Origin of the sequence: Rugamonas apoptosis, from assembly GCF_014042355.1 — a bacterium.
GTDB classification, from domain to species: Bacteria; Pseudomonadota; Gammaproteobacteria; order Burkholderiales; family Burkholderiaceae_D; genus Rugamonas; species Rugamonas apoptosis.
This window is the reverse complement of the sequence record NZ_JACEZU010000004.1, coordinates 158,311-184,796: the sequence shown is the minus strand read 5'-3', so window position 1 is coordinate 184,796 and position 26,486 is coordinate 158,311. Positions and strand designations below refer to the sequence as shown.

The following is a 26,486-nucleotide window of genomic DNA, read 5'->3' as shown; positions in this document are numbered from 1 at the left end:
GCGGATGCGACATATCGACAAGGCAGCGGCGTTGCTGATCGCGGGCGCCTGCACGATGGGCGTGGCGGCGGCAGCGGGACCGGATTACGGCAAGATGGCGCACGACATGCTGTCCAGCGACTTCCGCTCCAAGGGCCCGGCCACGGTGGAACGGGTGAGCCAGCAGGATGACGTGCAGAAGATCTGCAGCGAGCAGCCCGCCGCGCGCGCCAGGAAGGTGGACGCGAAGATCGAAGCGAGCCAGCTCAAGACCATCGTCTATCCGGCCGACGGCGTCTGGCTGGGCAAGTGGGAGGAGGGCGAGAAGATCGCCCAGAACGGGCGCGGCATGCAATCGTCGGACGCGGTGGGCAGCGTCAACGGCGGCAATTGCTATGCGTGCCACCAGTTGCGCAAGGACGAAATCTCGTTCGGCAATATCGGCCCGTCGCTGTACCAGTACGGCAAGCTGCGCGGCCAGAGTGCCGAGATCGTGCGCTACACCTGGGGCAAGATCTTCAACTCGCAGGCCTTCCGCGCCTGCTCCAGCATGCCGCGCTTCGGCCATAACGGCATCCTGACCGAGGCCCAGATCCGCGACGTGATGGCGTTGCTGCTGGATCCCGCTTCGCCCGTCAATCAGTGATGGCGGCCGAATCCGTGTAAATGATAAGGAAAACGATATGAGTCTGAGTCGGCGGGAATTCATACAGGTGATGGGCATCGCGGCGGCTGGCGGCATGCTGCTCGACGCCAAAGGCGCTTTGGCGGCGCCATCGGCCGGCGCGCTGTACGACGTGCCGCGCTACGGCAATGTGCACCTGCTGCACTTCACGGACTGCCACGCGCAACTGACGCCGGTGTACTTCCGCGAGCCGAACGTCAACCTGGGCGTGGGCCAGGCTGTGGGCCGCATGCCGCACCTGGTGGGCGAACAGCTGCTGCGCCACACGGGCATGAAACCCGGCTCGCCGGAGGCGCACGCCTTCACTTACCTCAATTTTGAACAGGCGGCCGCCACTTACGGTAAGGTGGGCGGCTTCGCGCACCTGTCCACGCTGGTCAAGCGCATGCGCGCCAGCCGGCCGGGCGCCGTGCTGCTGGATGGCGGCGATACCTGGCAAGGCTCGGCCACGGCGTTGTGGACCAACGGCCAGGACATGGTGGACGCCTGCCTCGAACTGGGCGTGGACGTGATGACCGCGCACTGGGAGATGACGCTGGGCGATAAGCGGGTCAAGGAAATCGTCGAGCGCGACTTCAAGGGCAAGGTCGATTTCGTGGCCCAGAATATCCAGACCACGGACTTCGGCGACCCCGTGTTCAAGCCATACGTGATGAAGGAGATGAACGGCGTGCAGGTGGCCATCATCGGCCAGGCCTTCCCCTACACGCCAATCGCCAATCCGCGCTATATGGTGCCGGAATGGAGCTTCGGCATCCAGGAGGAGAACATGCAGAAGATGGTGGACGAGTGCCGCGCCAAGGGCGCCAAGGTGGTCGTCGTACTGTCCCACAACGGCATGGACGTGGACCTGAAGATGGCCTCGCGCGTGCGCGGCATCGACGCCATCATGGGCGGCCACACGCACGACGGCATGCCGGCGCCCGTGATCGTATCCAACGGCGGCGGCAAGACGCTGGTCACCAACGCCGGCAGCAACAGCAAATTCCTCGGCGTGCTCGATTTCGACGTGCGCGACGGCGCCATCCAGGGCTTCCGCTACAAGCTGCTGCCCGTGTTCTCCAACTTCCTGCCGGCCGACCGCGACATGACGGCGCTGGTGAAAAAGATCCGCGCGCCCTATGAGGCCAGGTTGAACGAAAAGCTGGCCATGACCCAGGGCACGCTGTACCGGCGCGGCAATTTCAACGGCACCTTCGACCAGCTGATCGTCGACGCGCTGATGGACGTGAAGGGGGCCGACCTGGCGTTCTCGCCCGGCTTCCGCTGGGGCACCTCGCTGCTGCCGGACAGCCCGATCCTGATGGAACACCTGATGGACCAGACGGCGACCACCTATTCCTACAGCACGCTGACGGAAATGACGGGCGCCACCATCAAGAACATCATGGAGGACGTGGCTGATAACCTGTTCAATCCCGATCCATACTACCAGCAGGGCGGCGACATGGTACGGGTGGGCGGTATGAGCTACGCCATCGAACCGAACGCCCGCATGGGCGCGCGCATCCAGGACATGCGCCTGAACGGCAAGTTGATCGACGCCGACAAGACTTACAAGGTGGCCGGTTGGGCGCCCGTGGCCGAAGGTGCAACCGGGGAACCGGTGTGGGAAGTGGTGGGCAAATGGCTGCGCGACAAAAAGACCGTCGCGCCGCGCAAGCTCAACACGCCGCGCTTGATCGGCATGGATGGCAATCCTGGCATCGCGCTGTCCTGATGCCATGGTCATGCGGGCAGGGGAAAGCATGTCATTGAAGGGCGGCGTGGTACGCGCTGCGATCCTGTCCACCGAGCCGATGGCGCCCGCAGCGACCCGGTCCGCCGAGGCGCTCGTGCGTGCAGCGGGCCGCTTGGCCGGGTTGGCGGCGGCGCTGCTGGCAGTGGCGCTGGCGGCGTCCCCATGCCGGGCGGATGACGCGTTGCTGGCGCCAGCCCAGGACTTGCGCGCCGACGGTGCCGCAGCGGCGGCGCGCGGCATGCCCGTGGTGCTGTTGTTCTCGCTGCCCGACTGCGCTTATTGCCTGGTCGTGCGGCGCAATTACCTGCTGCCACTGGAGCGCGACTTGCCGCTGGCGCGGCGGCCCGTGGTGCGGGAAGCAGGGCTGGATGACACGGCGCCGCTGCGAGGCTTCGACGGCGCCATCACTAGCGGCAAAGCGCTGGCGGCGCGCTATCACGCGCGCTTCGCGCCAACCGTGGTGCTGCTGGACGCCAGCGGCGCTTTGCTGGCGCCACCCATCGTGGGCGGGGACACCACCGGCCTGTATGGCGGCTATCTGGATAACGCGCTGGCCGAGGCGGTACGCAGGCTGGCCTCTAGCGCAGGCGGCAAAGCTCAGTGAGCTGGCACGATCTGGATTGTGAAGGACCGTTTCCGCCCCGTTGCGAACAAAAACGCAGCGACGCGGTTTCCTTAGTATGCTTAAGTTCGACTCACCGAGCAAGACCAGAAAACTGACCGACCAGGGTTCGCAGTTCATCGACCGCTCCACCACTAAGACTCACAACCCAGCGCTTGGCAATACTTCAAGAATGCCGGCACCGATTTAGCCATCGAGCGCCACCTAGCGCCGCCACGACGTCTATAAAATAACGGCGGGGCGGACTGTAGTATTAAAACTTCAAGCTATTTTCTTCCTCATCTAGTTTTTCACGTTCAATGTCAGCTTTAAGCGAAGCTATATATTTTTTCGCCCACGCAGACACGTTCGGTGAAGTTGTCGATTCAAGTGGTTCGATAGCCCGAATCTCATCCATAAGATAAGGTAGCCTTGATCCGGTCCAGCCGCGCGAAAAAGTATTCGCAATTAATTCATTTCCAACATGCTCGTTCGCTCCAAATTTGTCCAGAAGTGTTATTACCATTGGATTTAGAAAGGGAGTTTCGTCCTCGCCAGCTTGAAAAACATCGATTACTCGCGCCACGAACTCTGGACCGATATCGAGATGGTTGTGACACCATTCAAAAATTTCATCCTTAGGAATATGTGCTATAAGACTCCCGTTTTTAATTCGGCCGAACGTGTTTTCTGACTCAAAGAGCCATTGAAAATACATTCGAGAAATCCCCTCGGCTTTTAATATGCAGTCTGCCAACACTTCCCATGTCTCCATAGCGTAATTCCCGATCGCACGCGCTAAAACTGGTTTTGCGATTCTGATTAGGTCGTGATTAAAATCAGTGCTGCCAAGCAATTTTTTGCATATTTTTGATGTAAATCCCACAGAGAATTCTGATCCGCGCTGGTCTGCTAGCCATTTGCAGGTTTCCCCCCATTCATGATAGTCCCTGAATGCCTGATTGGTATCAAGGTTGCATTTTAGTACTATTTCTTCGAACAAAAGAGCGCACTGATCTCTCTTGAGCTTGTTGCCGTGGCAATACATAAATAAAATATCTAACGTTAGCCAATAGATGTCGTCTCTATCTGCACCTTTAATTAATATCTCGACAAATCTAATGCATGACTCAACTGGAACGTGGTCTAATGAGCCTCCATACGAAAGACCGCGTAGGTCATCGACACTAACAAGCGATTTCTTTCTCAGGTCCAAAATGAATTGGAGTTGTTCGTCATCTATCTCACCTGTCTTCAGGAAATTGATAGAATATTTCTGCAGGCTCTCACGTAAAGCAAGATCAGTTACGATCTTCTTCCAAGTCGAACGAGACTTCTTAAATACGCCAGACAACAATCCCAGAGCAAATTTTATATTTTCGGGCGACTTCTCGATAATAAAAGAGATAGTTGAATCTATGATCTCAGTAGATTCAGACAGAGAACCTAACTTAGAAGCGAACACATACGTTTGATTATGTTTTCCAGGCCCTAGAAGAATAGGCATAAGATCGAATAAAATTTCTGGCGTTTTTGATATTTGAGTCGCCAAATCCTCTGCGCGAAGGGCCGCAATATCTAAAAATTTACCGTCTGCAGATTGAGAATGTTCGTAGGGGGCATCAATCACCTGAATTATTATTTTGTCCGCAATATTAGAATCCGTACCATCTAAAGTTCGCTTCCAACTCATTAATGCAGCACGCGCATCACTTGATAAATTTTCCATGTCAAACTCAAGTGTATTGTTAATACTCTCGAGAGCTTCAATCCAAAAAATTCCATCAATCTGTATTATTTTAGAAATGAACTGATCCAACAGGCTAATTCGTCCGTAAGAAACCAAGTTTCTGATCGATAAACCAAAAATCTTTTTGATCTCGCGACGCATGCCAATATCTTCAATGAAGATACTCAGAAGAATCGCAACGGATTTATCTAAGTAATCATAGACTTCCTGCCAAATTTTTGGTTCCCATTCTAAAATCGGCGCGCTTGAACCTTGATATTCTGCACCAACCGTGCGCGATCCTCCGTGAACTTCAATAGCACATCTCAAAGCTTCAGTGATAACCTTGCTTCCGTTTGTCAGGCGTCTTGCTAAAAGATTTTGAATAACTGAAAATTTAAGAGACGGCGGGGCGGCGGTACCTGACAGCCTCAATCTGAAGAGTTGAGAGAATATTCCACTTGCGTTGTTGCTCCAAGTCTCTGACTCCTGATCAGCTAGTAAGAATAAACAACTGGCTGCACGAGCAAAAGTATTCTCGCGGAACGCAAGCTTTTCCAATGCCCAAACAAGGTTCCTACGTACAGGGCCCTTTATTGAAAAAATACTTTCTGACGAAATTTTAGATAAAACCCTATCGATTGCATCAGCGGTTGCGTCTGGGTTCACCTCAACCAAGGAGCGAAAGAGACGCGAACCCTTTTCCGACAGGATCACTTCCGCTTGCCCAAAAGGGCCCTGAGGACCGCAAAGTCGCTCAGTGAGCACTTTAACTTCTGGCAGGAAATCTAACCGAGCGATCTGATCACAGAAGCTCTGCTCCATCTCGGCTGGTAGCGAATTGATTACCTTTAGTTGCTTCTCGCGAGACGAGCGCTGCCACCATTTCGCGGCCAGTCGAATAGCCAGTGGCTTGGGAACGACTTGCCCATATCTCCCGCGCTTATCGATAATTCCTCTCTCCACAAAATCTTGTACGTATCCATAAAATTTTTCACGTTCGATGCCAACGGCATGCGCTGCGATAAATTCAAATTCGGGACTAACTTCCGCTTCAATTCCGAAATGCTCAAATAATGCGCAACCTTGGAGTATTTGTTCCTGCTCTTCACTTGGTTGGCCGGATCCCCATAACAGCCTATTGGCAATCAGATCATCATTGAGTGCTCCCATATTTCCTTCCGCGTTCAATCGAGCATCCGCTAGCATCACAGCGAGACGAGGAAATCCCTGGGCAAACCGTACAATCTTTCGAAGTTCAAAATCGTCAATACGAGATTTGTAGATCGGTGCCAACATTCGTTCAATTATGACATCATCAAAACGCTCAAGCTTAAGGATCGGGGTTTCACTAATTTTCTCATAACTATAATCGGCGGTAATCAGACAAACCGCGCTATCGGACCGATAGATTTCACGAGCTAATTCCACGTGAAGTGCGGGAGAGCAATTATCTACGACTAATGTTCCGACCTCTTTTTTAGGAATACAATCTTGCAACCAACGAAGCACGGCCCGTCCATCTCCGGCTGCATCGTAATAAACCACTTCGTCCTCTAATTCAGGTTGGCTTGTGACCGCCTCCAAGATGAGTCTTGTCTTACCCAGACCAGACAAACCCACCACTCTAATTGCCTGCTGTTGTCGACCAATGTGAGAGGATAAATCCTTGAGTTGCGCGGTTCGTTTTTCATCAAGTTCGAACGGTACTGAGGAATTTTCTTTGTAATTCCTCCACTCTTGAACATTCAAGGAGCCTTTCAGTTGGCTTCGATTGAGTTTATTCTTTTTTTTTAAAACATTCTTTAATATAACAAATGCTAAATCATCGGTTGATTTAGGCTTCACTATGTTTTTGTGATTTGCTTCAGCGATTACCTTAGGCTCACGAGTCCGATTGCGGAACATTCCTACAGCGCTATCCAAACTAACGATATGATCATTCGCACCAACTACCACTGTTATATCAAGACCATCTTCAACTGCGGAGCGTGCCCAGTTTACTTTAAGTAGGTCTAAAAAGTCGCTGTTCTTACATAGCTGCCCAACATGCGCGTTTGCGCCTATGGACAACTCTCGGCTTATGAGAGCGAGAGAACTGCCGAGATTCGGGACTGCATACAATACCAGCTTACGAATTTTGGTCAAACGATTTGCAATGCTTTCAGAAAGCAAATACTGTCGTGCAATTAAACCTCCCAAACTATGTGCGACAAGAACGATCTCCTCATATTGGCTAAATTTTTCATCAATTTCAGTTTTTAGGGAATCTGCTAATATTTGAATTGGACTATATTTATGTTGAATAAAAGGGAATAATCTAATTCCCCAAGTCGGGGTAGGGTACGTGAACTCAATTAAGTCCCAGTTAAATCCTTCTTCCTTCTCCAATAGCGCTGGCATTTCCCCCCAAGTCGTGAGGTCTCCTCCGAGACCATGAATGAAAAGAACCGCCTTGCTGTTCGATGGGGAATTCATATCTGCTTTTGATGTGGTTTTCGTAAGAAAATTGTAACAGACAGTCTGAACATAAGAAAGACTCATCGTTTGCTTCAGGCAACTGGCGCTTGGGGGAAGGTTACGTTGTTGGGTATTCCGGCCTTTCGCGAATGGAAATTTCGGTTCATCGTGACTACAGATTCGGGCCGAATGTATCAATTTTCGCATCTGACCAAGATCTCCGGCCATGCTGCCAGGTCAGCGGCGTACCGTGCCGGCTGACTTACCGAGTGGGCCGGGCGAGGCCGCCAGACGGAAATTGTTGCATTAATACGCTGGGCTGGCAGCCGTAGCTGGACTGGATGAGCGTGCACTAGCTCTAGATAGCGGCTTGCGCAAGTCTGAGTTGACCCACCGCCGTGCTCCCCCGGAAACTCGTGAGGCCGTCGAACTGGCCTCGCTCGAACGGGTTGGGTGGTTTAGCCAACACCCGCTCCCGTAGCACTCGGCTATATACGACCAACTAGAATATAACTGTGCTGGAGAAATGCGGGCGCAGATCGCCGCTAGATGTATTCATCTGATTGACAGGCGGGTTTCGCAGGCGTCAACGGTCCCAGACACATCCGAGTACTCACGCATGGAGAACGGCCACGATACAACCAAGCCCGGCCATGGCCGGGATGGGCGCTATCCGGTACGAGCCGGCTTTTCAGGCCGCCATCGGCATGGCGCTAGCGGCTTCGATGGCCGGGTAGAACTCGCGGTCTTCCCGCTTCATCCGTTCGTATAGTGTCTTGAGCACCTGGTTGGCTTCGGCGCGGAACACTTCCGGCTGCTGCTCCAGCAGGCGCGGCGTGTTCCACTTGGCCGCGAAAGCCAGGTAGCTGGCTGCGATGCCTTCCATCTCGCCCTGGAACTGGCGGCTCAGGCGCGCCAGTTCGGCGTCGCCGCTCGCTTCCAGCGCCGGATACAGCACCCGGTCCTCCACGGCCAGGTGCAACTTGATCACGCCGCTCATCGAGACGATGCGGGCGGCGATGGCGCTGGCGGCGGGCGCGATGCCTGTCTGCACCAGCTTGCGCAAGGTGGCGATGTCGCTCAGGATGTCGATGTGCTGGTGCTTGAATTTGTCGATGTTCATGGTGTTCCTTCGTGGTGAGAGCTATTGAATATGTATTTAATATGCATGTTTAAGGCCGCCATGGGCCGGCGCAAGGTGCCGGCCCCTCTAGCGGTGGAAGTCTACCTGGAACTTCACGGGGCCGATCACTTCCACTTCATGTTCGATCTGTGGTTCGACGACGCCGTGGCGCTCGGGCGTCAGGATGTGTTCTTCCGCCTGCACTGAAGGGGCCGTGATGCGGTAGCGCAGGCTGCCTTCCAGTACGGTGATGCGACCCCACACGCCGGCGGCCGTGGTGTGGCCCTGTTGCAGCGCTTGCGGCACGGTGCTGTCCGTGAACACGGGAGAACTTTTATAGTGCACGACATGATCGGGTATGGTTTTCATGCTGATCTCCTTTGAATGCCGCTGGGATGGCCCATTATGGCAGGTTTTTCTAAAACAGGTATATGTGATACTGCTTAAAACCCGAAACGGCACTTAGCGGGTCCATCACGGCTTATTCGGCCACGACTTTGCCGTAGTAACCGTACTGCAGGCTGGAGGCGATACGGCGCGCGACGATCAGGAATTCCTCGGCCACTTCGGGCGCGAACAGGCGCTGCACGGTGGCCATGAACAGGTCCAGCCAGCGGCGGAAGTGGCGCGGTTCCACGCCGGACAGCTGCATGTGGGTGCCGAACACATTGCCCTGGAAGCTCTTGTGGCCCAGCATGACGGTGCACCAGAATTCCACCATGCGCGCCAGGTGCGGTTCCCACTGGTCGCCGATGGCGTTGTTGAAGATGGGCGCCAGTTCCGGGTCGGCACGCACGTCGTCGTAGAAGGTGTGGACCAGGGTGGCGATGGCGGCGGGGGTCAGTTCCAGGGTGCTCATGATGATAGGGTCAAGATGGTTAGCGGTTAAAGCTATATCTTGCATACTACATTAATTGGCCCGCTGCCACAACCGCGCCGTTCAACCGGCCAGCGCCTTGCGGCGTAGCGCCGGCAAGTTGCGCACAATGGCGCGCAGCATCTGCTCCACATCCACCGGTTTGGCGATGAAGTCGTTCATGCCGCAGGCGATGCATTGCTCACGCTCGGAGAGCAGCACGCCGGCCGTCATCGCCAGCACCGGCAGGTTCAGGTCCAGCTCTTCGCGGATGCGGCGGGTCGCCTCGAAACCGTCCATGACGGGCATCTGCACGTCCATCAGCACCAGGTCGTAGCGGCCGCTGTCGGCGCGCAGCGCTTCCAGCGCCAGGAGGCCGTTTTCCACCGTGTGCACTTGCGCGCCCGCATGTTCCAGCATGCTGCGCGCGACGATCTGGTTGAGCGGATTGTCCTCCACCAGCAGCAGGCTGATGCCGTCCAGCCGTTGCTGGACCTTCTCGGCCGGGGCGCTGGCCATGGCGGCGTGCACCTGCCGCAGCGCACTGGCCAGCCGTTCCGGCGTGACGGGCTTGAGCAGCACGGCGTCGCCCGCGTACGATACGTCCGTCTGCAGCAGCTTGCCCTGGCTGAAGGCGCTCACCATCAGCAGCACCGGCGTACCGGGCGAGGCCGCGCGCAGGCGCGCGATGGCCGTCTGGGTGTTTGGTCCCGGCATCTGCCAGTCCAGCAGCACGGCGCCGTAGCGGGTATCGGCTCGGGCCAGGTGGATGGCGGCCGCCTCCACGCTGGCCACGCCATCGGCGCCCCCGTGCCAGGCGCGGATGGTCTGGCACAGGTAGTCGCGGCTGGCGGCATGGTCGTCCACCACCAGCAAGGGCGCGGTGGCCGTGGGCCGCTCGGTGCCTTGATCGGCCACGGCCAGCGGCACCGTCAGCACGAATTCGCTGCCATGGCCCGGTTCCGTGTGGGCCGTGATGGCGCCACCCATCAGCGTGGCGAGGCGGCGCGAGATGGCCAGCCCCAGGCCGGTGCCGCCGAAACGGCGCGTCATCGAGGCGTCAGCCTGCGAGAACGGCGCGAACATGCGCTGCAACAGGGCCGGTTCCATGCCGATGCCGGTGTCGCGCACCACGAAGCGCAACTGGACCTGGCTGCCGTCGCGGCCGGCCAGTTCCACCAGTACCGACACGGTGCCCGTTTCCGTGAACTTGATGGCGTTGCCCACCAGGTTGACGAGGATCTGCTGCAGCCGCTGCGCGTCACCCATCAGGTGCAGCGGCACCTGGGGTGTGACGCCGATCGCCAGTTCCAGGTCCTTGTCGCTGGCGTTGACGGTCATGATGGTGGCTATCGCCTCCAGCAGCGTGGCCAGCTGGAACCGGGCCGGCGCCAGTTCCAGCCGGCCCGCCTCGATCTTGGAAAAGTCCAGCACATCGTTCAGGATGCTGAGCAGCGATTTGCCGGACTGGGTGATCATGTCCAGGTATTTGCGCTGGTCCGGCGACAGTTCCGTGTTGTGCAGCAGGTGGGTCATGCCCAGCACGGCGTTGAGCGGGGTGCGGATCTCGTGGCTCATATTGGCCACGAACTCGCTCTTGGCGCGGCTGGCCGCCTCGGCCTGCTCCTTAGCCGCCAGCAGCGAACTCTCCGAGCGGCGCAGGGCCGCCGTCATGTCCTCGGCCAGCGCCATGGCGTATTCGCGGCGCGCCGTCAGGGCCCGCACTACGCCGAAGAACAGCAGGCTGATGACGGTGCCGGCCAGCAGCACGATGTGGCTTTTCTGGCGGTCGATGGCATCCTCGAAGGCGGGCAGGGAGGTGAAGCGCAACGTCCACTGGTGGTCGGCCACGGTCAGCGCGGCCGTGCGCTGGAAGGGATTGGGATATAGGCGGACCTGTTCGGGTGTGCGGCTGCCGCTGCTGTAGAGCCGCGCGCCGGTATCGGTCGTGTCGCCGTCGTAGATATCGAGCTGCACCGCCGTGCTAGCGGTGCCCAGCACGTCCCGCATCAGGTCGAGCGTGCGGAACGGGCTGTAGGCAAAGCCCTGCAGGGCCGCCATGCGCTGCTCCGGCGTCGCCTGCGGCGCGTCCGGCAAGTAGACGGGCAGGAACATGAGGAAGCCGGCCTGCACCTGCTCCTCCGACTCCTGCACCAGCGTCAGCTTGGCCGTCAGCGTGGGCCGGCCGCTGCGGGCCGCCGTCAGCATGGCCTTGCGCCGGGTGGGGTCCGACATCATGTCGTAGCCGAAGGCGCGCAGGTTGCGCCCAGTGAACGGCTCCAGGTAAAGCACGGGTGCGTAGCGATCGGCGTCGGCCGGGGGCCATACGCGGAATTGGGGATAGCCCGACGCCTGCACTTCCCGTTCCAGCGCCGATGGCTGGCCCGGTTTCAAATAGCGCGCATAGCCCATGCCCTGCACGCCGGGGAAGTTGCGGTCGATGGCGATGCCTTGCACATAGTCGTGCCACTGCTGGCGCGACACGTTGGGGGACACCTTGAACAGGGCCTGGGCGCTGCGCAAGCCCGTTTCGTACAGTGTCATGCGCTTCTGGATGCTCTGCTGGATATTCTGGCAGCTGACCTCGAAGTGCTCGCGCGCGCGGCGCTCCGTGCTGGCCCCCACCAGCTGCCAGACGGTGACGGTGAGCGCCGCGCCCCCCAGCAGCGTGAGCCACTGGGTGGAGATGCGGTCATGGAGCGGCTTGGCCAGGCGCTGGCGTTCGCGCGCATCGGCGCACAGCACCATGCCCAGCAGGCTGCACACCACGACATAGCTTTCCAGGGAAATCAGGGCATCGTTCAGGGTACCGGAGGCGAACGGCCCCAGGCCATTGGTGGTGCCCAGCACGGCCGCGCCGGCCGTGGCCAGGCACACCAGGCTGGTGCCGCGCAGGCCGTGGCGCCAGGCCGACCAGGCGATACAGGGCAGCACCAGGTAGGCCAGCCATTGGGTTTCGCTGTCGGCCGGGTAGTGGCGGCCGAACACCAGCAACAGCACCGTCGCCAGAACCACGAACGACAGCCCCAGCTCCCGCAGCAGCGTGCCGCCCCAGCGCTGGTTGCGCGCATGGCGCCAGGCCAGCAGGGTGGGCGTGACCAGCAGCACGCCGGCCGTGTCGCCCACCCACCAGGTGCTCACCACGGTCCACTGGGCGTTGGCCGGCACCAGGTGCGACAGCACCAACGCGCTGCTGCCGATGCCGGCGCTGACCAGGCACATGACCACGGCGACGACGGCGAATTTATACACGTTATGGAGCTGGTTGAGCGGCCGTGCTCCGTCCGTGTAGCGCTGCATCAGGGCTGTGCCGACCAGCGTTTCGAGCGAGTTGCCGATGGCGATGGCCAGCGACACCGTGATCACCTTGCCGTCGATGGGCAGGCCGTTGGCATGGAACGCGACCAGGTTGGCGGCCAGGGCGCCGATCAGGATGCCGGGCCACAGCCGGTAGCCGAATAGCAGCGTGGCGGCGAACGCGATGCCGGAGGGTGGCCAGACGGGCGTGGCGTTGCTGTGGGCGAAGGCCAGCAGCAGCCCAAGGCGGGCCGCCCCATAATAAATCAGCGCCAACAGCACCACGGGCAGCAACGCCGCCAGCGCCCGGGAGCGGGGCGGTGCCGCGTTAGCCTGCTGTGTCGTGTCCACGCCGTCGGCCATGAAAGGGGGGCTCCAATGTTGCAACCGGGGAAATAACTATAGCGCAAATTGCTGGCGCTGGCGTCATAAATCCGGTGCCGCGCGGCCTCCGCTTCCCCGATGGGGCGAACTCCGTATCCCTCACGCCACAGGCGTCGCTATGGCCTTTCGGGGCGCGCCGTGTGATACTTGGATTTCATTGTTGTTGTGACGACCACATCGCCCATGCCGTTTAACCGTTTTTTACCTTCCAGCTTGAAATCCCGCCTCAGCACCCTGGTGGTGGTGCTGGTGCTGGCCGCCACCGTGACGGTGACGGTGGTGGCGCTGGCGCTGGCGGAACGGGACATGAAGGCCGTGATCGGTAACCAGCAGTATGCGCTGCTGTCCGGCGCCGCCGCCCACATCGACGAACACCTGGCCGGCAAGCTGGCCATGCTGGCCGCGCTGGCCGAATCGGTGCCGGAGGCGGCCCACCGCGACCGGCGTCTGTTGCACCAATTCCTGGCCGAGCGCCCCACCAGCCGCGAAGCGTTCAACAGCATGGAAGTCTATGCCAGCGACGGCGCGCTGCTCGACACCTTCGACACCGACATGCCGCTGCAACCGTTCAACGCCAGCGGCCAGCCGTATTTCGACCGCACCCTGGCCGGCCGGCACGGCGTGATCTCGGCGCCGTTCTTCAGCCATATCGTGGGCGCGCCCACGGTGCTGCTCACGGCCCCCGTGTACGACCGCAACGGCAAGCTGGCGCTGGTGCTGGCCGGTGGTATCAACCTGCTGCGTTACGCCCCGTTCCAGTCGCTCAGCGCGCTCAAGCCGGGCAGTACCGGCTTCACCTTCATCATGACGGCCCAGGGCGTGTTGCTGAGCCACCCGAGCAAGGCGCGCATCCTGCGCAACATCAATGACCGGCCGGGCCGCAACGTGGCCACGGAAATGGCGCTGGACGGCTTCGAAGGCTGGACCGAGGCCGAGAACAAGGAAGGCGTGAAAGGCATCTACTCCTACAAGCGCCTGCGCCAGACCGATTGGATCGCGGCGGCCCGTTTCCCCAGCGACGAGGCGCTGGCGCCGCTGCGCCAGATGCGCTACGAGGCGGCCGGCGCGGCCGCCGTGTTCGCGGTGCTGGCGGGCTTGCTGTCGTGGCTGGGCATGGCGCGCTTGCTGCGGCCGCTGGAGCAGTTGCGGCGCAATCTGACCCGCATCACCCATAGCCGCGCCGGCATCCAGGTATTGCAACTGAACCGCAAGGATGAAATTGGAGAACTGAGCGGCGCCTTTTACCGCGTGATGGCCGAGCGTGAAGTGGCCCAGCAGCGCACGCGCGACAGCGAAACGCTGATCCGTAACATCCTGGAGCGCGCGCCCGACGCCTTTGTCAGCTGTAACGGCCAGGGCGCCATCACGGAATGGAACGCCAAGGCGGAAAGCACCTTCGGCTGGACCCGCGATGAGGCCATCGGCGCCGATATCGCCCATCTGCTGGTGCCGGAGCGGCTGCGCCAGCACCATGTGGCCGGCATGCGCGCCTTCGCCACCAGCGGCACCGGCCCCATCGTCAACAACCGGGTGCGGGTGCCGGCCATGCGGCGCGACGGCAGCGAAGTGCCGGTGGAACTGTCGGTGGGCGTGCTGCGCGACGGCGACAGCTATATGGCCACCGCCTTCCTGCACGACGTGTCGGCCCGCATCGCCTACGAAGAGCAGATCGCGGCCAGCGAGAAGCGGGCCCGCATCATCGCCGATAACTTGCCTGTGTTGATCGCCTACCTGGACCGGGAAGGCCGCTATCAGTTCACCAACAGCCATTACCAGCGCCAGTGGGGTATAGAACCACAATCCATGCTCGGTAAGCGGGTGGAGGAAATAGGCATAGGGACGGCCGAACCGTGGCGCGCGGAACTGGCGCGGGCGCTTAATGGCGAGCGGGTTTACTACGAGCGCGAGATCGCCCATGGCGGGCGGATCCAGCACTTCATGGTGGACCTGGTGCCCGACGTGGCGCCGGATGGCACGGTCGCCGGCACCTACCTGATGGCGACCGACATCACGGCCCGCAAGACGTCCGAACTGCAGCAGGCCGCCAGCGAAAAACGGGCCGCGGCGGCCAGCCGGGCCAAGAGCGAATTCGTTGCCAACATGAGCCACGAGATCCGTACGCCGATGAACGCGGTGCTGGGCGTGGCCTACCTGCTGGGCAATACGGAACTGAGCTCGGTGCAGAAGAAATACCTGGACATGATCCTCGCCTCGGGCAAGGCGCTGCTGGGCATCCTGAACGACGTGCTCGATTTCTCCAAGATCGAGGCGGGGCGCATGGAACTGGCGCCCATGGCGTTCCAGCTCAACGACGTGCTGAACGCCATCGCCACCGTGATGACGCTGAATGCGGGCGAGAAGAACATCGAACTGGCCATCGGCGTCGATCCCGACGTGCCGCCGTCGCTGGTGGGCGACGCCATGCGGCTGCAGCAGATCCTGATCAACCTGGTGGCCAACGCCGTCAAGTTCACGGAGCAGGGCGAAGTGTCGCTGCTGGTGGAGCTGGCCGCGCGCGACGGCGACAGCGCCAGCCTGCGCTTCGTCGTCTGCGACACGGGCATCGGCATGGACGCGGACCAGCAAAGCCGCTTGTTCTCGGCCTTCAGCCAGGCCGACGCCTCTACCACGCGCCGCTTCGGCGGCACCGGACTTGGGCTGGCCATTTGCCGGCGCCTGGTCGACCTGATGGGCGGCACCATCGTCGTCGACAGCACGGTGGGCAGTGGCAGCCGCTTCGCCGTGACGGTGCCGTTGCAGGTGGCGGCGGAACAGGGCGCGTCAGCTGCGAATGTCGGCCCGCTGCGCTTGCTGGTGGTGGACGATAACGACACCAGCCGCGATTACCTGTGCAAGACCATCCATGCCTGGAAGTGGGATGCCGACAGCGCCCGTTCCGGCCCGGAGGCGGTGGCCCTGCTGCGGCAAGGCCTGGCCGATGGCGCGCGCTACGACGCCGTGCTGACCGACTGGCAGATGCCCGACATGGACGGCCTGGCCACCATGCAGGCGCTGCGGGCGGCGCTGCCGGACGGCGAACTGCCGGTGGTGATCATGGTCAGCGCGTATGGCCGCGACAAGTTGATGGCGGCCCAGCAGGCGCACGACGCCAGCGCGGTGCTGATCAAACCGGTGACGGCGTCCAGCCTGTTCGACACCTTGCACGAAGCGTTGGCCCACCGCGGCGTGGACGCGCCGCGCGCGCCCGTGCCCGATGCGGCCGCCCAACGCCTGGCAGGCCTGCGGCTGCTGCTGGTGGAGGATCATCCACTGAATCAGATCGTCGCGCGCGGCATGCTCGAATTCGCGGGCGCCCAGGTGAGCGTGGCCGACAACGGCCAGATCGCGCTCGACATGCTACGCGCCCAGCCGGAGGGTTACGACGCCGTGCTGATGGACGTGCAGATGCCGGTGATGGATGGCTTTGAAGCGACCCGCGCGATCCGCGCCGAACTGCGGCTGGACGTGCCGGTGCTGGCCATGACGGCTGGCGTGATGCAGTTGGAGCAGGAGGAATGCATCATGGCCGGCATGAACGATTTCATCGCCAAGCCAATCGACGTGGAGCAGATGTTCAGTGTCATCCTGCGCCAGTTGCCGGCCGGGCGGGCGGGCCTGGTCGGCGCTGCCATCGCGGCCGGGCAGGGCGGGTGAGGCCGTCCTCCACGCTCAGCGACCAGGCATGCGAGAAGCCGTGTGTGCGGTGTGGCGGGATTGCGCGATTTGGGCGGTAGTTATTTTACCAACCTTGCGGGATGATCCCGGCCGCCGGTGGTCCCGCATTTCGCGCCGCCCGAGTGCATTCGGCGCCGCCTCCCTGCATTTCGTCGCATCGGTGGCAGCGCTCCAGGCGAAACCGCTACAGTGCACTCCAGTCAACCACCCACTGGAGAAGCGATATGAAACCACTGTTCAAGACCCTGGCCTGCGTGGCGGCCTTGATGTGCGCCGCCCGCGCCGGCGCCGCTGACCTGACGGTCGTGATCGATGACGTCAAAAGTGCCGAAGGCCAGCTGATGATCGCCGTGTTCGATTCCGCCGCCACTTTCCTGCAACAGCCCACCAAGGCCGTCCAGGCCCCGGCCGTGGCCGGCAGCGCCACCGTGGTGCTCAAGAATATGCCGGAGGGCGACTACGCCATCTCGCTGTATCACGATGCCAATGGCAACGGCAAGATGGACCGCAACGCGGTGGGCATGCCCATCGAGGACTACGCATTCAGTAACAACGCCATGGGCCGGCGCGGCGCGCCCAGCTTCGAACAAGCCCGTGTCGTCTTGCCCGCCGCCGGCGCCGTCATCCACATCAGCCTGAATTGAGAGTGCACACCATGACCGATCGCCGCCACTTCCTGTCCCGTACCTTGAGCCTGGGCGCCCTGGGTCTGGCTTCCGGCACCGCGCTGGCCGACAGCGCCACCTTCGCCAGCTTCCACGGCGCGCTGGATGCGCATCCTGAATTGACCGTGTTTGCCGACACCACCGGGGAGCAGGCGGGGGACGGGGCCATCATCGGCCACCTGCCTGCGGACCTGGAGGGGGTGTTCTTCCGCAACGGGCCGGGACGCTTTGAACTGGGCGGCGAACGCTATCACCACTGGTTCGATGGCGACGGCTACGCCCAGCGCTGGCAAATCGGCAATGGCAAGGTCAGCCACCGGGGCCGCTTCGTGCAGACGCAGAAATTTCGCGAGGAGAGCACCGCCGGCCGCTTCCTGTATTCCGCCTTCGGCACTCCCGTGGCGCGCAAGGCCTACAAGAACAACGATACGGTCAACGTGGCCAATACCAATCTGCTGCCTTTCAACGGCAAGGTCTATGCGTTGTGGGAAGGTGGCTCGGCCACCGAACTCGATCCCCAGACGCTCGAAACGCGCGGCATCCACGCCTGGCGCGACGACCTGAAAGCGATGCCGTTCTCAGCCCACCCCAAGGCCGATCCGGATGGCGGCTTGTGGAACTTCGGGAACCTGCCGGGCAGCGACCGGTTGGCTATCTACCGCTTGCAGGCCGACGGCACGCTGGGCCGCATGGCGCTGCTCAAGGTGCCAAACCTGAACATGGTGCACGACTTCGCTGTGAGCGCCCGCCACCTGATCTTCCTGATTCCACCCTATGACCTGTCGCCCGATACTTCGCTTTGCCTGGCCGCGCGCCACCTGTGGGCCGGCGGCGGTAAGGCCGCGCGGCCGCTGCGGGCGGTGGTCGTGTCCAAGGAGACGCTGGAGGTGCGTGCTACGTTCGAGTTGCCCCCGCGCTCCGTATTCCATCTCGGGAACGCCTACGACGATGGCGGCACGATCCGGCTCGACGCCGTGCTGTACGAGGGCGATGCCTTGCCCGAGCCGATGCTGCCCATGCGCGGGGAATTGCGGCCGAACCGGCCCGGCCGCAACGCCACCGTGCAGCTCGCGCTTGATCTGGCCAGCGGCCAGGCGCGCGAGGCGCGCTTGTTCGGCGTCAGCGAGTTTCCCCGTGTGGCGCCGCAGGTGGTGTCGGCCCGCCACCGCAAGCTGGCCGTGCTGGGCGCTAGCGCCGACAGCCCTGAGTTCATCCTCAACACCGTGAACCTGATCGACACCGACAGCGGCAAGGCAGACAGTTACCGCTTCGACGCCGGTTGGCAGGTGGAGGAACACGTGCTGGTGCCACGCCGCCATGCGCGCTCGGAGACGGATGGTTATCTGGTGGGCGTGGCGCAGGACACGCGCCGTGGCCAGACGGTGCTGACCGTGTTCGACGCGGCCCGCGTGAGCGCCGGCCCGGTGGCGTTGGCGCGCCTTTCCTATCGCGCGCCCCATTGTTTTCATGGTAACTTCCTGCCTGCATGAATACTTTAGGAATTCCAGGCATGACGCAAACAAGCAGCCAGACGGAGATCAGGCCGGGCCTCCATCCGCTGGACATGATCCCGCTGTTCCGGCGCCGGCCTTCATCGCCGCTGCGCGATGTCGTCTACACGGGCATCTGGAACATGGGGCTGGCGCTGTGCCTGACCGGCGCGTACCTGATGTTCGGGAGCGGCCGGGTGACACTTTCCGATTACTGGTGGCCCATGGTGCTGATCTCCAATCTGATCGGCTACCTGATCCATCTGTGCACACTGGCCGGGGACCGCCTGCTGGGAGGCTGGCCACGCCGCGCGCGCGGGCTGCCGCAGCTGGCGTACCGGATCGGGATGACGGGCGCATGCGCCTTGCTCGGATATACGCTTGGGCAAGCGCTGCTGGGCGCCGGCGATCCGCTGCACCTGTTGATTAGCCGCCAGGCGGTGACCCAAGTGCTCCCCCTGGCCGTCTTCGTCGCGCTGTTCATGGTGGTGGTGCACCTGTCCGGCGAACGCCGCATCGCGGCAGAAACGCAGGCGGCGCGGCATCGCGAACAACTGGAGGCGGGCGCGCGCCAATTGGCCGAAGCCCGTCTGCGCGCCTTGCAGGCCCAGATCGAACCGCACTTCCTGTACAACACGCTGGCCAACGTGGTGAGCCTGATCGCGCCCCAGCCGGCGCAGGCGCAGCACATGCTGGAACGTTTCATCGACTACCTGCGCGCCAGCCTGGCCGCCAGCCGCGAGGAGGCTGTCACGCTGGGCGCGGACGCCGACCTGATCGCGGCCTACCTCGACGTGCTCGGTGTGCGCATGGGGGACCGGCTGCGCTACCGCATCGAGGTGCCTGCCGAATTGCGCGCGGCCGTCATCGCGCCCATGCTGCTGCAGCCGCTGGTGGAAAACGCCATCGCGCATGGCCTTGAACCGAAGGTCGAGGGTGGCGAGATCGTGCTCGCGGCACGGGTGCACGATGGCCGCCTGTGCCTGGAAGTTCGCGACACAGGTGTTGGGCTGGCCGAGACGGGGCCGGTGTCCAGCAAGCGCGGTGGTGGCGTGGGTCTGGGCAATCTGCGCGAGCGGCTGGGCACTTTGTATGGCGGCGCGGCTCAAGTACAATTGTTGGAAAATCAACCTTGCGGCATGACCGTGCGTCTGCTGCTGCCATTGAATGGGAGCTTGCCATCAACTACCCCCGCGCCATAATCGCCGACGACGAAGCGCACCTGCGCGACCATTTGCAAATCCAGTTGGCCAGCGCATGGCCGGAACTGCGCATCGTGGCCAAGGCCGCCAATGGGCTGGACGCGCTGCGACTGATCGATGAGGAAGCGCCCGACGTGGTGTTCCTCGATATCCGCATGCCGGGCATGACGGGGCTGGATGTGGCGGCCAGGCTGATGTCGGGCGAGCGGCCCCCGCGCGTCGTGTTCGTGACGGCGTATGACCAGTACGCGGTGGAGGCGTTCGACCATTCGGCGGTCGACTACCTGCTCAAGCCGGCCAGCCAGGAACGGCTGAACAAGACGGTGGCCAAGCTGAAGGCGGCGCTGCACGCCCAGCAGACAGGGGAGCGCGCCGGCACCATGGCGCCCGTGCCCGTGTCCGGCGATGCTTCCGCTGTGGCCTTGCAGGCGCTGTTGCAGCAATTGGCGGGACAGCTGGGCGTGCAAGGCGCCATCCAGGGTGCCCCCACGCCAGCGCCGGCACCGACGTCGACGGTGGCCCAGCCTGCCGCCAGCCTGCAATGGATACGGGCGGCGCATGGCGATGAAACGCGTTTGATTCCCGTCGAAGACGTGATCTATTTCCAGAGCAACGACAAATACACGAGCGTGTTTCTGGCCGACGGCGAAAGCCTGATCCGCACGCCGCTCAGCAAGTTGCGCGAGCAGCTCGATGAACACCAGTTCTGGCAAATCCACCGCAGTGTGATCGTGGCGGCGCGCCATGTGGCCGGCACCCGGCAGGATTTTCGCGGCCGCCTCATGGTGCAGCTGAAGGGACGGCCGGAACAACTGGTGGTGAGCCGCAATTACGTGGACCTGTTCCGGCAGATGTGATGGCGATGCGGTCGATGGCGATGCGGCGTTAGTCGAGCAGGCTGTCGTAAGGAGGCAGGTTGTCGCTCTGTACCTGCACGATGGCATAGTGGCGCTTCAGGTCCATCTGGGCCTTGGAGTACGCCAGCAATTCCTCCTCCAGATAGGACACGTCGTCATCGTCGCCTGCGTTGATCTGCGTTTCCAGTTCCCTGGTCTTGGCGGCGATGGCGCGGATGGCCATGATCACGGTTTGGTCGCTGATACTCATTGCGCTCTCCTGGCTGGCGAATAGTCGGGCATTATTTGCGTGCATTCTCGACGGATTTTAGGATGGCGGCCCGCGCCAGATTGTCCAGTGCACCCTTGAACGTGGCGACGAACATCGGTTTCTCCACCTCGATCTGGTAATGCTCGGCCTTGAAGAAATCATTGTAGCCGGTTGAGACGATCTTCAGATTGGGATCGACGACGGTGTCCTTCGGGATGTTGAAGTAGCGCCAGCTCTTGCCCTTGAAGCAGTGGCTGCGGTCGAACAGCGAGGTGCCGCCGCCCGTTTGCACCATGCCACCGCGCACCGTCACGTCGGGATCCCGGGTGCGGGTGCCGCCGCCCGGCTTGGGCAGGGTTTTCTGTTCAAACAGGGGATACAGGATGCCGGTGCGGGCGCTGCCGTCGGGGAGGGTGGCCCCTTCGGGAAAATCGTCGCTGTGCAGCGCGCGCCAGAGATCAACGGGACAATCGGGCATGACCAGCCTCCTTTGCGATTTCAGGGAAAATAGCAAAACTGCAGTCTTGTTTAGTATGCAAGTCCTAGCAGTATTGGCTGATTTTCCGCAAATGGCAAGTTCCAAGGTGGAAGCCATCGCAGCGAGGGGGGAAGTCCACCCTCGCAGTCCCGGTCCGTGCTTACTTCGGCAGCACCGGTTTGACGCGCGACGCCGCTTCCTTGGCGCGCGCGCGCGCCGTTTCCACGTCGTCCGCCGTGGCCAGCGCCACGCCCATGCGGCGCCGTGCGAACGACTCCGGCTTGCCGAACAGGCGGATGTCGCTACCCGGCACGCGCAGCGCCTCGGCCACGCCTTCGAAGGCGATGGCCTTGGCTTCGTGCTGGCCGTAGATCACGGCCGACGCGCCCGGCGCGCGCAGCGCCACGTTGACGGGCAGGCCCAGGATGGCTTTGGCGTGCAGTTCGAATTCACTTTGGATCTGGCTGGCCATGGTCACCATGCCGGTGTCGTGCGGACGGGGGCTCACTTCCGAGAACCACACCATGTCGTCCTTGACGAACAGCTCCACGCCGAACACGCCCATGCCGCCCAGGTCGGCCGTGACCTTGTGGGCGATGTCGCGCGCGCGTTCCAGCGCCACCGGGTCCATGCGGCATGGCTGCCACGATTCCACGTAGTCGCCTTGCACCTGGACGTGGCCGATCGGTTCGCAGAAGCTGGTTTCGATCTGGCCGTTGGCACCCAGCGAGCGCACCGTCAGCAGCGTGATTTCGTAGTCGAAGTCGATGAAGCCTTCCACAATCACGCGGCCGGCGTCGACCCGGCTGCCGGCGGCGGCGTAATCCCACGCCGCCTTCACTTCGGCCGCGCTGTCGATCTTGGACTGGCCCTTGCCCGACGAAGACATGACGGGCTTGATCACGCACGGGAAACCGATCTGCGCACACGCCGCCTCCAGCTCGGCCAGGCTGCTGGCGAAGCGGTAGGGCGAAGTGGCCAGCCCCAGCGTTTCCGCCGCCAGGCAGCGGATGCCTTCGCGGTTCATGGTCAACTGCGCGGCGCGGGCGGTGGGGATGCAGGTGATCTTGCCCGCCTGTTCCAGCGCGGCCAGCGTGTCGGTGGCGATGGCTTCGATTTCAGGCACGATCAGGTCCGGCTTTTCCAGTTCGATCAGGGCCGTCAGCGCGGCGCCGTCGGCCATGTTGATGACGTGGGCGCGGTGCGCCACCTGGTGGCCAGGGGCGTTCGGGTAACGGTCGACGGCGATCACTTCCACGCCCAGGCGTTGCAGCGCGATGATCACTTCCTTGCCCAACTCGCCGGAGCCGAGCAGCATGACCTTGGTGGCCGATGGGGAGAGGGGAGTGCCGAAAGTGCGTGGAGTGGTCATGGGGTGGTCCGGAATGATTGGGTGCGGAATGATAGCAAATTATGCAGCGATCAGCGGGGATGTGTATCGTCAGAACGAATAGACCAGTGTGACGGAAGTCTGGGTGTCGGTGTTCTTCTTGTCGGCCGGGACGTCGGTGTCGTTGCGCACGCTGAAGGCTGCCTTCATCTGCATGGTGCTGTTGATCTTGGTGCGCAGCGCCGATTCGGCCATGGAGTGCACATTGGACGTGCCCCGTTCCACGCTCAGATTCTGGGTGAACACGGCCGCGTCGCTGAGCTGCCATTTGAGCGCCGCCGCGCCACGGATGGTAAGGCCTCTTTCCACCTCGCCGCCCGCGCGACGGCCGCTGAAGTAGCCGGGACCGATTTCCATGTCCAGCGACTTGTCCTGGTCCGTGTACCAGCGTGACCCGTGACCCACGCCGAGCGTGGTGTAGCTGGTGTAGGCGCCAAAGCGGTCGCCCACATGGGAGCCCAGCACGAACATTTTTTCTCCTTCTTCCAGCAGCTTGTAGGCGGCTTTGGCCGACAGCAGATAGCGTTCGCCCGAGCGTTCGCGCACGCTCTGGCCGGCGGCGTTGTGGGTTTCATCTTCCTTGAAGTAGGCGCTGGCGATGTACTCGTTGCTCCAGTCTTCCAGTTCCTGCTTGGCGTCGATCTTGCCGGTGATGGACGCGCCGACCGTGTTGCCGGAGGTGGCGATGGCGCCCAGTTCGGCGGAGGTGTTCCAGGTGCGTTCGGGGGCGGTACGGGCAATGGCGCCGCCATGGGCGATGGCCAGTGCCAGCGCCAGCGTGGCGAGGGAGAGTGATTTCATGGTCGATTCGGGCGGCCCGCAGGCGCGGCATGGCGCACGCTGCACACTGGCGGACCTGTTGTTGATGCGGAGAAGGCGGCATTGTACCCGCACACCGGCGCGTGTGGCGCGCAGCAGGGACCTCGCCGCCACCAATTAAGGCTCCACTAAGTCTTCAGGTAGGGTTCAAGCCTTGTTCAAGTCGTGTTCAAGTGTTCCCACAATGCCCTCGCGACCGGGCCGTGCGCTGCGTCGCGCCTGCGGGTGGCGTAGTGTGACAGCGATGTGGCGGGCAGGTGTTCGTTTTCCAGCGACAGCAGGCGCCCGGTGGCCAGGTCCTCGGCCACCAGATGCAAGGGCATATGGCCCCAGGCCATGCCCTGCACAAGCAGTTCCCGTTTCATTGCCTGATCCGGCACGCTGCAGGTGCGCGCACCATCGAGCAGATGATAGTTCGCGTCCTCTGGGCTTGAACTGGAATCGCGGATCACACATTGCATATGGCCGCGTAGCTGTTGCGGGCCGGGTGCTTCGCTTCCAATGGCGCGGATGAAGCCCGGCGCCGCCACCGGCACCAGTTCGACCACATAGAGCGGCAGCGATTCGTAGCGCGGGGAGGGTTGGTCGCGGTGATGCAGTATCAGGTCGCATTCTGCGCGTGCGAGCCGCTCCCAAGGGCCGCTGATGGCGTCCGACAGCAAGGTCAGACGGGTTCCGGGACGGGCGGAGAAGAATGGCGCCAGCAGCGCCATGGTCGCCGGCAGCGGGCATAAGTCGCCGACCACGATGCGCAGTTCCGGCTCCTCACCATGGGCCAGCTGGAGCGCGCCGCGCCGCAGTTCAGCATACTCGCGCAGGAACAGTTGTGCGCGGGTGAGAAAAGTGGCGCCTTCCGGCGTGAGCGTGACGCGATAGCCGCCACGATCCAGCAGCACCAGTCCCAGTTGCTGTTCCAGTGCCTTGATCGCAGCGTGGACGGTGGGATGGGTGCGGTGCAGGCGCTCGGCGGCGGCGGCGAAGCTGCCTTGTTCGGCCAGTGCGACAAAGCATTGCAGTTGCAGGATGGTGGGTTCGGGCATGGTCGGGGCCTGGGCACGCGGGTAGATATGTAGAGACAGTCTACAATGGGTGTCAAATTTTCGTGATATTTATTTCAACGTTTCAACCTTAAGCTGATGACTTGTTCAACAACTCAAGGAGAAAAGTCCATGAAAGCGGTCGTGCGAAAAGAGTACGGTGGACCGGAAGTGCTGGTGCTGCGCGAGGTTGACCGGCCCGTTCCGGGCGCCGGCGAGGTGCTGATCGAAGTCCGGGCCTTTGGACTGAATCGGGCGGAACTCTATATGCGGCGGGGTGAATGGGGAGACGCGGCCGCGATCAGCGGGATCGAGTGCGTGGGCGTGGTGGCGGTGGACCCCAGCGGCCGGCTGGCGCCGGGCCAGACCGTCATGGCCTGCATGGGCGGCATGGGGCGGACCGTGAACGGCAGTTATGCCGACTATGTCGTGGTTCGGCACGAGAATGTCATTTCTATTGACAGTAATCTGGATTGGGCGGCCCTGGCCGTGTTGCCCGAGTCCTATGCTGTGGCGTGGACCTGCCTGCACGGGAATCTGGCGCTGCGGCCGGGGCAGCGGCTGCTGGTGCGTGGCGGCACGTCCAGCCTGGGTCTGGCCGCCATCGACCTGGCGCTGCAATTGGGGGCGCAAGTGTATGCGACCACCCGTCAGACGGCGCACAAGGCGGGCCTGCTCGAAGCTGGTGTGGAACAGGCGATCGTGGCGGAAGGCGCGCTTGCCGGTGCCGGTTGGGATGACGAGCTATTCGACGCGGTGCTCGACCTGGTTGGTAACAGCACCGTGTTCGACTCCATGCGGGCCACGCGGCCGGGGGGCAGGGTGTGTCTGGCAGGATTCCTGGGCGGGATGGCGCCGATCGAAGGATTCAACCCATTGAGCCAGATGCCCAGTGGTGTGCACTTGAGCTTTTTCGGCAGTTTCGAATTCGGCGGCGCGAACTTCCCGTTAAGCGCGGTGCCTATGCAGCGCATCGTGCGGATGGTGGAGGCTGGGCGCTTGCGTCCCCGTGCTGGCAAGGCATTCGGGCTGGATCAGCTGCCGGCCGCGCACGCGCTCATGGAGCGCAATGCGGCCTGCGGCAAGCTGGTTGTGGTGAGGTGATCAGGAGCGGATGTAGGCGTAGCCTTCGGCCTGGCGGCGGACGATTTCGCCCACGCCGGCCACCACATAGCCGATCCGGCTCAACATGTCGTCCGGCGTCAGATGGGCGCCGCGCATGGTGTTCTGGCAGACCAGCACCGACACCTTGGCATCGATCGCTTCCTGGACGCGGTTGCCCACTTCCGACTCCATCATCACCATGCCGATACCGGGTCCGAAGATGACGATCTCGATCGTCACATTGGCCGCGCCCAGATCCTGTTGCAGGTTCTTGATATTGTTGAGGGTCTGGTTCCATTTCTTTGGATCGTCGTCGCTGACCTGGAACAATGCCTTGTAGGCGGTCGGCTTGGCCGCGGCCGGCGCGGCCACCGCAGCGCTGGCGGCCAGTGCGCCAGCGGCGGCAGCCAGCGAGCCCGCCAGCATCGTGCGGCGCGAGCCGGTTATCTTTTTCATATACGTCTCCGTGATTCCTGAATGGTGGTTAGCCGCTATACATCGGTGTCATACATCGGTGTCAGGTCTGTCATTTCTACAGTCGTGGCGCATTTTTGAGTTTTCTCAAGATGCGCCTTTTTGGATTGCCAATGCAGCGATAATGAGCCGCCGTTTACTATATCCGATCTCGGCACCGGTTGATTAGGCTCAATGGTATTCTTCTTGT

Annotated in this window: 20 protein-coding genes; 9 read left to right on the top strand and 11 right to left on the bottom strand. The window is 61.9% G+C overall.

Annotated elements, in window-relative coordinates; genetic code table 11:
* Positions 1-4 precede the first annotated feature (4 nt).
* Genes soxX through H3H39_RS10085 form a run of 3 tightly spaced genes read left to right on the top strand, consistent with a single transcriptional unit; the run spans position 5 to position 3,009 of the window.
* Positions 5-625 carry a sulfur oxidation c-type cytochrome SoxX gene (gene soxX, locus H3H39_RS10095; protein WP_182153244.1) on the top strand — a complete coding sequence of 207 codons (621 nt, stop codon included), beginning with the start codon at positions 5-7 and terminating at the stop codon, positions 623-625.
* A 37-nt stretch (positions 626-662) separates the two neighbouring features.
* On the top strand, positions 663-2,384 hold the full coding sequence (gene soxB / locus H3H39_RS10090) for a thiosulfohydrolase SoxB (RefSeq protein WP_182153243.1): 1,722 nt from the start codon (positions 663-665) through the stop codon (positions 2,382-2,384).
* Positions 2,385-2,412: 28 nt separating this feature from the next.
* Positions 2,413-3,009, top strand: coding sequence for a thioredoxin fold domain-containing protein (locus H3H39_RS10085; RefSeq protein WP_182153242.1), 597 nt, complete (start codon positions 2,413-2,415; stop codon positions 3,007-3,009).
* Between the two features lie 271 nt (positions 3,010-3,280).
* Here the strand turns inward: H3H39_RS10085 and H3H39_RS10080 are convergent, their stop codons facing one another.
* The 5 genes from H3H39_RS10080 to H3H39_RS10060 form a co-directional block, all read right to left on the bottom strand.
* Positions 3,281-7,213, bottom strand: coding sequence for a hypothetical protein (locus tag H3H39_RS10080; protein ID WP_182153241.1), 3,933 nt, complete (start codon positions 7,211-7,213; stop codon positions 3,281-3,283).
* Between the two features lie 673 nt (positions 7,214-7,886).
* Complete coding sequence (locus H3H39_RS10075) at positions 7,887-8,318, bottom strand: hemerythrin domain-containing protein (RefSeq protein WP_182153240.1); 432 nt, start codon at positions 8,316-8,318, stop codon at positions 7,887-7,889.
* An 87-nt stretch (positions 8,319-8,405) separates the two neighbouring features.
* Entirely contained in the window at positions 8,406-8,687 is a 282-nt protein-coding gene (locus H3H39_RS10070; protein WP_182153239.1) for a TehB family protein, read from the bottom strand.
* A 112-nt stretch (positions 8,688-8,799) separates the two neighbouring features.
* Positions 8,800-9,177 (bottom strand): group III truncated hemoglobin, encoded by a 378-nt coding sequence (locus H3H39_RS10065; protein WP_182153238.1) that lies wholly within the window; start codon positions 9,175-9,177, stop codon positions 8,800-8,802.
* Between the two features lie 81 nt (positions 9,178-9,258).
* Complete coding sequence (locus tag H3H39_RS10060; RefSeq protein WP_182153237.1) at positions 9,259-12,834, bottom strand: CHASE domain-containing protein; 3,576 nt, start codon at positions 12,832-12,834, stop codon at positions 9,259-9,261.
* A 234-nt stretch (positions 12,835-13,068) separates the two neighbouring features.
* Here H3H39_RS10060 and H3H39_RS27830 point away from each other — a divergent pair, with 234 nt between their 5' ends.
* From H3H39_RS27830 to H3H39_RS10035, 5 genes are all read left to right on the top strand, one after another.
* Positions 13,069-16,509 carry a response regulator gene (locus H3H39_RS27830; protein ID WP_229217960.1) on the top strand — a complete coding sequence of 1,147 codons (3,441 nt, stop codon included), beginning with the start codon at positions 13,069-13,071 and terminating at the stop codon, positions 16,507-16,509.
* A 245-nt stretch (positions 16,510-16,754) separates the two neighbouring features.
* Complete coding sequence (locus H3H39_RS10050; protein WP_182153236.1) at positions 16,755-17,174, top strand: DUF2141 domain-containing protein; 420 nt, start codon at positions 16,755-16,757, stop codon at positions 17,172-17,174.
* A gap of 11 nt (positions 17,175-17,185) precedes the next feature.
* Complete coding sequence (locus tag H3H39_RS10045) at positions 17,186-18,685, top strand: carotenoid oxygenase family protein (RefSeq protein WP_182153235.1); 1,500 nt, start codon at positions 17,186-17,188, stop codon at positions 18,683-18,685.
* A gap of 20 nt (positions 18,686-18,705) precedes the next feature.
* Positions 18,706-19,887 (top strand): sensor histidine kinase, encoded by a 1,182-nt coding sequence (locus H3H39_RS10040; RefSeq protein WP_182153234.1) that lies wholly within the window; start codon positions 18,706-18,708, stop codon positions 19,885-19,887.
* A 20-nt stretch (positions 19,888-19,907) separates the two neighbouring features.
* Positions 19,908-20,744: a LytR/AlgR family response regulator transcription factor gene (locus tag H3H39_RS10035; RefSeq protein WP_229217984.1), complete on the top strand. Its 837-nt coding sequence runs from the start codon at positions 19,908-19,910 to the stop codon at positions 20,742-20,744.
* A gap of 28 nt (positions 20,745-20,772) precedes the next feature.
* Here the strand turns inward: H3H39_RS10035 and H3H39_RS10030 are convergent, their stop codons facing one another.
* From H3H39_RS10030 to H3H39_RS10010, 5 genes are all read right to left on the bottom strand, one after another.
* Complete coding sequence (locus tag H3H39_RS10030; protein ID WP_182153233.1) at positions 20,773-20,994, bottom strand: Tsi2 family anti-toxin; 222 nt, start codon at positions 20,992-20,994, stop codon at positions 20,773-20,775.
* Positions 20,995-21,025: 31 nt separating this feature from the next.
* On the bottom strand, positions 21,026-21,472 hold the full coding sequence (locus H3H39_RS10025; protein ID WP_182153232.1) for a Tse2 family ADP-ribosyltransferase toxin: 447 nt from the start codon (positions 21,470-21,472) through the stop codon (positions 21,026-21,028).
* Positions 21,473-21,632: 160 nt separating this feature from the next.
* The gene (purT, locus tag H3H39_RS10020) at positions 21,633-22,844 is read right to left on the bottom strand and encodes a formate-dependent phosphoribosylglycinamide formyltransferase (protein WP_182153231.1); all 1,212 of its coding nucleotides are present in this window, start codon (positions 22,842-22,844) and stop codon (positions 21,633-21,635) included.
* A gap of 69 nt (positions 22,845-22,913) precedes the next feature.
* Positions 22,914-23,663 carry a DUF481 domain-containing protein gene (locus H3H39_RS10015; protein ID WP_182153230.1) on the bottom strand — a complete coding sequence of 250 codons (750 nt, stop codon included), beginning with the start codon at positions 23,661-23,663 and terminating at the stop codon, positions 22,914-22,916.
* Between the two features lie 176 nt (positions 23,664-23,839).
* Positions 23,840-24,721 (bottom strand): LysR family transcriptional regulator, encoded by an 882-nt coding sequence (locus tag H3H39_RS10010; protein WP_182153229.1) that lies wholly within the window; start codon positions 24,719-24,721, stop codon positions 23,840-23,842.
* Positions 24,722-24,850: 129 nt separating this feature from the next.
* On the opposite strand from H3H39_RS10010, the gene H3H39_RS10005 reads away from it, so the two are divergent.
* On the top strand, positions 24,851-25,822 hold the full coding sequence (locus H3H39_RS10005) for a zinc-binding dehydrogenase (RefSeq protein ID WP_182153228.1): 972 nt from the start codon (positions 24,851-24,853) through the stop codon (positions 25,820-25,822).
* Here the strand turns inward: H3H39_RS10005 and H3H39_RS10000 are convergent, their stop codons facing one another.
* A complete protein-coding gene (locus H3H39_RS10000) occupies positions 25,823-26,278 on the bottom strand; it encodes a DsrE family protein (RefSeq protein WP_229217959.1) in 456 nt (151 codons plus the stop codon).
* Positions 26,279-26,486: the final 208 nt, after the last annotated feature.

Excerpts from the sequence above, each read along its gene's own strand:
- soxX (WP_182153244.1), top strand. The coding sequence starts at position 5 with ATGCGACATATCGACAAGGCAGCGGCGTTGCTGATCGCGGGCGCCTGC.
- soxB (WP_182153243.1), top strand. The coding sequence starts at position 663 with ATGAGTCTGAGTCGGCGGGAATTCATACAGGTGATGGGCATCGCGGCG.
- H3H39_RS10085 (WP_182153242.1), top strand. The coding sequence starts at position 2,413 with ATGTCATTGAAGGGCGGCGTGGTACGCGCTGCGATCCTGTCCACCGAG.
- H3H39_RS10080 (WP_182153241.1), bottom strand. The coding sequence starts at position 7,213 with ATGAATTCCCCATCGAACAGCAAGGCGGTTCTTTTCATTCATGGTCTC.
- H3H39_RS10075 (WP_182153240.1), bottom strand. The coding sequence starts at position 8,318 with ATGAACATCGACAAATTCAAGCACCAGCACATCGACATCCTGAGCGAC.
- H3H39_RS10070 (WP_182153239.1), bottom strand. The coding sequence starts at position 8,687 with ATGAAAACCATACCCGATCATGTCGTGCACTATAAAAGTTCTCCCGTG.
- H3H39_RS10065 (WP_182153238.1), bottom strand. The coding sequence starts at position 9,177 with ATGAGCACCCTGGAACTGACCCCCGCCGCCATCGCCACCCTGGTCCAC.
- H3H39_RS10060 (WP_182153237.1), bottom strand. The coding sequence starts at position 12,834 with ATGGCCGACGGCGTGGACACGACACAGCAGGCTAACGCGGCACCGCCC.
- H3H39_RS10050 (WP_182153236.1), top strand. The coding sequence starts at position 16,755 with ATGAAACCACTGTTCAAGACCCTGGCCTGCGTGGCGGCCTTGATGTGC.
- H3H39_RS10045 (WP_182153235.1), top strand. The coding sequence starts at position 17,186 with ATGACCGATCGCCGCCACTTCCTGTCCCGTACCTTGAGCCTGGGCGCC.
- H3H39_RS10040 (WP_182153234.1), top strand. The coding sequence starts at position 18,706 with ATGACGCAAACAAGCAGCCAGACGGAGATCAGGCCGGGCCTCCATCCG.
- H3H39_RS10030 (WP_182153233.1), bottom strand. The coding sequence starts at position 20,994 with ATGAGTATCAGCGACCAAACCGTGATCATGGCCATCCGCGCCATCGCC.
- H3H39_RS10025 (WP_182153232.1), bottom strand. The coding sequence starts at position 21,472 with ATGCCCGATTGTCCCGTTGATCTCTGGCGCGCGCTGCACAGCGACGAT.
- purT (WP_182153231.1), bottom strand. The coding sequence starts at position 22,844 with ATGACCACTCCACGCACTTTCGGCACTCCCCTCTCCCCATCGGCCACC.
- H3H39_RS10015 (WP_182153230.1), bottom strand. The coding sequence starts at position 23,663 with ATGAAATCACTCTCCCTCGCCACGCTGGCGCTGGCACTGGCCATCGCC.
- H3H39_RS10010 (WP_182153229.1), bottom strand. The coding sequence starts at position 24,721 with ATGCCCGAACCCACCATCCTGCAACTGCAATGCTTTGTCGCACTGGCC.
- H3H39_RS10005 (WP_182153228.1), top strand. The coding sequence starts at position 24,851 with ATGAAAGCGGTCGTGCGAAAAGAGTACGGTGGACCGGAAGTGCTGGTG.
- H3H39_RS10000 (WP_229217959.1), bottom strand. The coding sequence starts at position 26,278 with ATGAAAAAGATAACCGGCTCGCGCCGCACGATGCTGGCGGGCTCGCTG.